Genomic DNA, 4142 nt, shown 5'->3' with positions numbered 1-4142 from the left:
CGGCGAGCGCGGCGCAGGCGCGCATGGCGGCGGCGAGGGCTCAGGCGACTGGAGGCGTGGGGGCATCGGCAAGCGAGGCAGCGCCTGGGGCGCCGGTGGACCGCGACGAGGAAGAACGCATGATGGCCGAAGAAGCCCGTACCGCGGGCCAGCATGACCACCGCACCGCGATGGAAGTCGCCGTCGAGTTGCTCGAGCAAGAGCTCGGCGCGCGGCGGGCCTGACGGGTACACTGGTTCGAAGTAAAATTCACCCTACGAAAGGCACTACGATGACCACCCCGGATCCGCAGCAGCAGGGCTTCGACATGCAGGAACTCATTAACCAGGCGTCCCGCGTGCAGGCCGAGCTGGCGAAGGCGCAGGAGGAGATCCTGGCCACCAACGTCACCGGTACCGCCGGCAACGGCCTCGTCTCCATCACCATGACTGGCGGCGCGGAGCTCGTCGACCTGCAGATTGACAAGTCCATCGTGGACCCAGAGGACGTCGACACGCTCAAGGACCTCATCATCGGTGCTTACAAGGAAGCACACGCGGCAGCCGGTAGGCTGGCACAGGAGAAGATTGGCCCGCTGTCGCAGGGCATGGGCCAGTCGCAGCAGAACTATGACGGTCCGAACTTCGGTGACGTCTTCGGCCAGCAGTAAACTTGGCCCCTGAAAGCCGCGGTTCTGCCGCGGCTTTTGTGCGTTTTATATAAGGAGTTTGCGTGTTCGAAGGACCGCTGCAGGACCTCATCGATGAGTTTTCGCGTCTGCCGGGAGTGGGGCCGAAGTCGGCGCAGCGTATCGCGTTCCACGTGCTGCACATGGAACCGGAGGACATCACGCGTTTGCAGGACGCGCTGGGGGCGGTGCGCGACGGTGTGACGTTCTGCCGTATTTGCTGCAATATCTCGCGCGAGGACGTGTGCCGGATTTGTATCAACTCGCAGCGTGACGCGTCGACGATTTGCGTGGTGGAGGAACCCAAGGACATCCAGGTCATCGAGCGCACGGGTGAGTACAACGGGCGTTATCACGTGCTGGGCGGGGCGCTTGACCCGCTGGCGAATATCGGGCCGAAGAACTTGAACATCGCGCAGCTGCTCCAGCGAATTGGCGGGGTGCTCGAGGACCGCGAGCTCGCGGATTCCACGCCGGAGCACCCGCTTTACGATGCCGCCCCCGACATCAAGGAGGTCATCCTCGCCACCGATCCCAATACGGAGGGCGAGGCGACGGCGTCCTACCTCGTGCGGTTGCTGCGGGACTTCCCGGATTTGAAGATCACGCGACTAGCGTCGGGTATGCCGTTGGGCGGGGACTTGGAGTTTGTGGATGAGTTGACGTTGTCGCGTGCGCTGTCGGGGCGTCTGGCTGTGCGTTAGTTTTGGGGGCCTGTCCGCGTGCGCGCGACAGAGTACCGGATTCCTGGGTGGGGTGCCAGGATCCCGCCGCGCAGCCTGTGGATAACTAGTTTTGTCGTTATGGTTATCCACAGATTGTGGCGCCTTGCTGGGGCTTGCCATTGCGCGGGGTTGACAAGGCTTCGTAGCGTGTGAGGCATGACAACTTCTCTCATCGACGACTACAAGCGCCACAACGTCGACTCTCTTAAGTCCGTGCGCGGGATGACGCGCACGCAGCTGTGGGACGCGGGCATCAACAACATTGATGCGTCGCTGTTCCTGCGGTTGGCCAAGGTGTACTGGGAGTCGGGCCATGCGCGTATCGACGAGGCGCGGGCGGCCGCGCGTGCGCGCAACCACGGGCTGCGGGTGCTGGAGAAGATCGAGAACTTGGCTCAGAAATCCGATACGCCGAATGACCTGCGGGTGATTTTGTGTGGCACGCTCGAAGGCGAGCTGGAGAAAGTCGCGGCCAAGCATATTACAAAGCCGAAGCCGGTCAACGAGGCGTCGGTGGCGTTTGGCAAGGACGGGCGTAACCGGTTGATCGTGCGCTCGGACGAGGGGTGGTTGATGGATTTCATTAACTCTCTGCCGGGCGTGGATGACGGCGGCCTGGAGGCGGTGTATGAGGGTTTGAAGCAGCACGCGAGGGGGAAGATGGGCCTGGCGGCGCCGCGGAAGATGCTGCACATTATCGTGCCGTTGCCTGTGATGGCGCAGCTGATTCAGGGCAATACGGAAGACATTAAGGTCCGGGCGTTGGATGGGACGTGGCGTACGGGTGAGGAGATCATGGCCGAGTTGTTGGAGGGTATTGGGTTGGCGACGTTTGTCAACGCCCGTAATGAGCCGGTGAAGCAGTACCGGCTGCAGCGGTATTTCAGTGCGACGCAGAAGGAGTTGGCCGCGGCGGTGCAGCATGTGTGTCAGGATCCGGAGTGTCACCGGCCGTTTAACTTGTTGCAGGCCGACCACCTGGTGNCCGTCGCAGTCGTGGTTGCCGTCGCGGGGGCCGAGGCGGTGGTCGTCATCGTGGTTGTCGCGGGCGTGACGACGTCGAAAGCCCACTCGCCGTTGTCGTCGCTGATGATGACGTCGCCGGAGTCGATCGTGGTGTCTTCGATCTGCGCGGTGGAGGTGGGCGTGGGGGCAGCGAGAGCCTTGTCGGTGGGGGCCACAGCGATGGTGCTGGGCAGCGGGGACGCGGTCGTGGGGGCGGAGGCCGCAGTCGTTGTGGTGGTCGGGCTGGCTGCCGCGGTGGTGGACGGGGCGTCCTGGGCGAGGATGAGGTTGTCGTCGCGCGTGAGGCGGCGCAGTTCGTCCAGCGAGATGCCGGAGTTCGTGTCGGGGCGGGCGCCCTGGTTGGCCACGGTCGGGTTGACGGCGGCCGGTGCGGTGCCGGGCGTGTTGGTGNTCGTCGTAGTCGTGGTTGCCGTCGCGGTGGCCGAGGTGGTCGTGGCAGTCGTGGTTGCCGTCGCGGTGGCCGGCGCAGCACTGGCGGTCGGCGTGACGGCCGAGGTCTGGGCGGCGGTGGTCGTGGATTCGGCAGGGGACGTCGTGGGGGCGTCCGTCGGCTCGGCTGCCGTCGCAGTNCTCAGCCAGCTCAGCTTGCCGCGCCGCAGCCGGAGCAGCCCGAGCAGACCCAGCCCGCGGCCGAGACTCCGCAGCAGCAGACCGCCCCGGGCCCCGAGCTTCTCGAGCAGATTCGCGCCTCGTGGGCCGAGCTGCGTGCCGCGATTGGCCAGCGCAACAAGGTCGCCGAGATCATGCTCACCGAGGCGCGTGTCCTCGGCCTGCGCGATGACACGCTCATCCTTGGCCACACGACCGGGGCGCTTGCGCACCGCATCAACGATGAGGCGAAGAACAAAGACATCGCCGCCGTCCTCGCGGAGAAGACGGGCACGACGCTGAAGGTCGAGTGCATCGTCGGCACCTCGCCCGAGGCCGCCGGCCTCCCGCCGCTCGCGCAGCCGCGCCAGGCGTGGAACCCCAATCAGCCCGCCCGTGAGACGGACGACAAGGAGGCAGAGAGTCCTAACGAGCCCCAGCCTTCCGATGCCCCCTCCACCCCCGCGCCGACGTCGGCATCGGGCTGGGGCGCCCCACGCCCCATCGGCGAGGAAGCTGAGTCGGCTGAGCCGGCCCAGGAGTCTGCGCCCCAGGAGTCGGCTGAGTCATCCCCGCAGCCGACCGCCCGTGAGGGCTGGGGCTCGCCGCGACCGATCGGCGAGGAAGCACAGCCTGCCCAGCAGGAGACGCACCATCACCTGCCGCCGCGTCCCGACCCGACGCCGCACCTGCGCCGTGAGGAGGCCGCCGAGGCACATCCTCAGCAGCCACTGCCGTCATCAGCGCCCGCGTCGCAGCAACAGCCGCAGGACGACAAGCCCGATTGGCGCAGTCGCATCGCGCAGGCCGCGGAGTCCAAGCGCCAGGCCTACGAGGAGTGGAACAAGCACACGCCGTCGTTTAGCGACGGCGTGCCGCTGCCGCCGGACCCGGGCCCGGAGGAAGACTTCGCACCGCCGGAGTTCCTGCCGCCAGACCCCGAGGCCGGCCAGGCGCCTCCGCGTCCCGACATGCAGCAGCTGCAGCAGTCGGCGCCGCAGAACGCCGCCCCGGCGCAGCAGCAGGCCCAGCCAGCTCAACCGGCCCAGACTTCCCAGCCTGCACAGAACACGCAGCCTGCTCGGCCTGCCCCACAGCAGCCGCAGCGCATGCCGCAACGACCGGCTGCAACGCAG

Annotated in this window: 3 protein-coding genes and 1 pseudogene; all 4 read left to right on the top strand. The window is 66.6% G+C overall.

The features are described 5' to 3' along the window. Positions 1-224 (top strand): hypothetical protein (locus BN9444_RS14655; protein ID WP_199872837.1); only part of this gene is annotated, 224 nt, incomplete at its 5' end. A 47-nt stretch (positions 225-271) separates the two neighbouring features. Then, positions 272-649: a YbaB/EbfC family nucleoid-associated protein gene (locus tag BN9444_RS02900; RefSeq protein ID WP_066486030.1), complete on the top strand. Its 378-nt coding sequence runs from the start codon at positions 272-274 to the stop codon at positions 647-649. A gap of 62 nt (positions 650-711) precedes the next feature. After that, the gene (gene recR / locus BN9444_RS02895) at positions 712-1371 is read left to right on the top strand and encodes a recombination mediator RecR (protein WP_066513107.1); all 660 of its coding nucleotides are present in this window, start codon (positions 712-714) and stop codon (positions 1369-1371) included. Between the two features lie 1790 nt (positions 1372-3161). After that, positions 3162-4142: pseudogene (locus BN9444_RS14650) on the top strand (hypothetical protein); the annotation flags it as partial.

Origin of the sequence: Corynebacterium phoceense, from assembly GCF_900092335.1 — a bacterium.
Taxonomy (GTDB): Bacteria; Actinomycetota; Actinomycetes; order Mycobacteriales; family Mycobacteriaceae; genus Corynebacterium; species Corynebacterium phoceense.
Note: the sequence above shows the minus strand (reverse complement) of the source record. Positions and strands in the feature narration are given on the sequence as shown.

Bases quoted from the DNA above. Each gene is read 5' to 3' on its own strand.
- BN9444_RS02900 (WP_066486030.1), top strand. From the start codon at position 272: ATGACCACCCCGGATCCGCAGCAGCAGGGCTTCGACATGCAGGAACTC.